Source organism: Microbacterium sp. GbtcB4 (genome assembly GCF_019091465.1).
In the GTDB taxonomy this organism is placed as follows: Bacteria; Actinomycetota; Actinomycetes; order Actinomycetales; family Microbacteriaceae; genus Microbacterium; species Microbacterium paraoxydans.
Window position 1 is genome coordinate 1 of the sequence record NZ_JAGXJJ010000231.1, and the last position, 260, is coordinate 260.

Below are 260 nucleotides of genomic sequence, written 5' to 3' on the forward strand. Positions count from 1 at the left end.
GCCTCCTCGTTCTGGTCGATGCTCCCCGGCGCCGTGCTGCCCGGCTCGGCCTGGTGCATCCCGTACCTGGTCTCCGCCGTCCTCTGCGTCTTCGCGCTGTGGATCCGCCACCGCCTCGAGGAAACGCCTGAGTACCGGGACGCCGTGGCGGACGGCGAACCCGCCGCGACGAAGGGGCCCCTGGCAGAGCCCTTCCCCCGCAGTCCCCGCGAACCCATGCCCGGCTTCTTTAGTGTGTGCGGTCCCCACGGGACGAACTA

General features: G+C 70.8%; 1 pseudogene. It reads left to right on the forward strand.

The features are described 5' to 3' along the window. Positions 1-260: pseudogene (locus KVS71_RS17780) on the forward strand (MFS transporter); the annotation flags it as partial.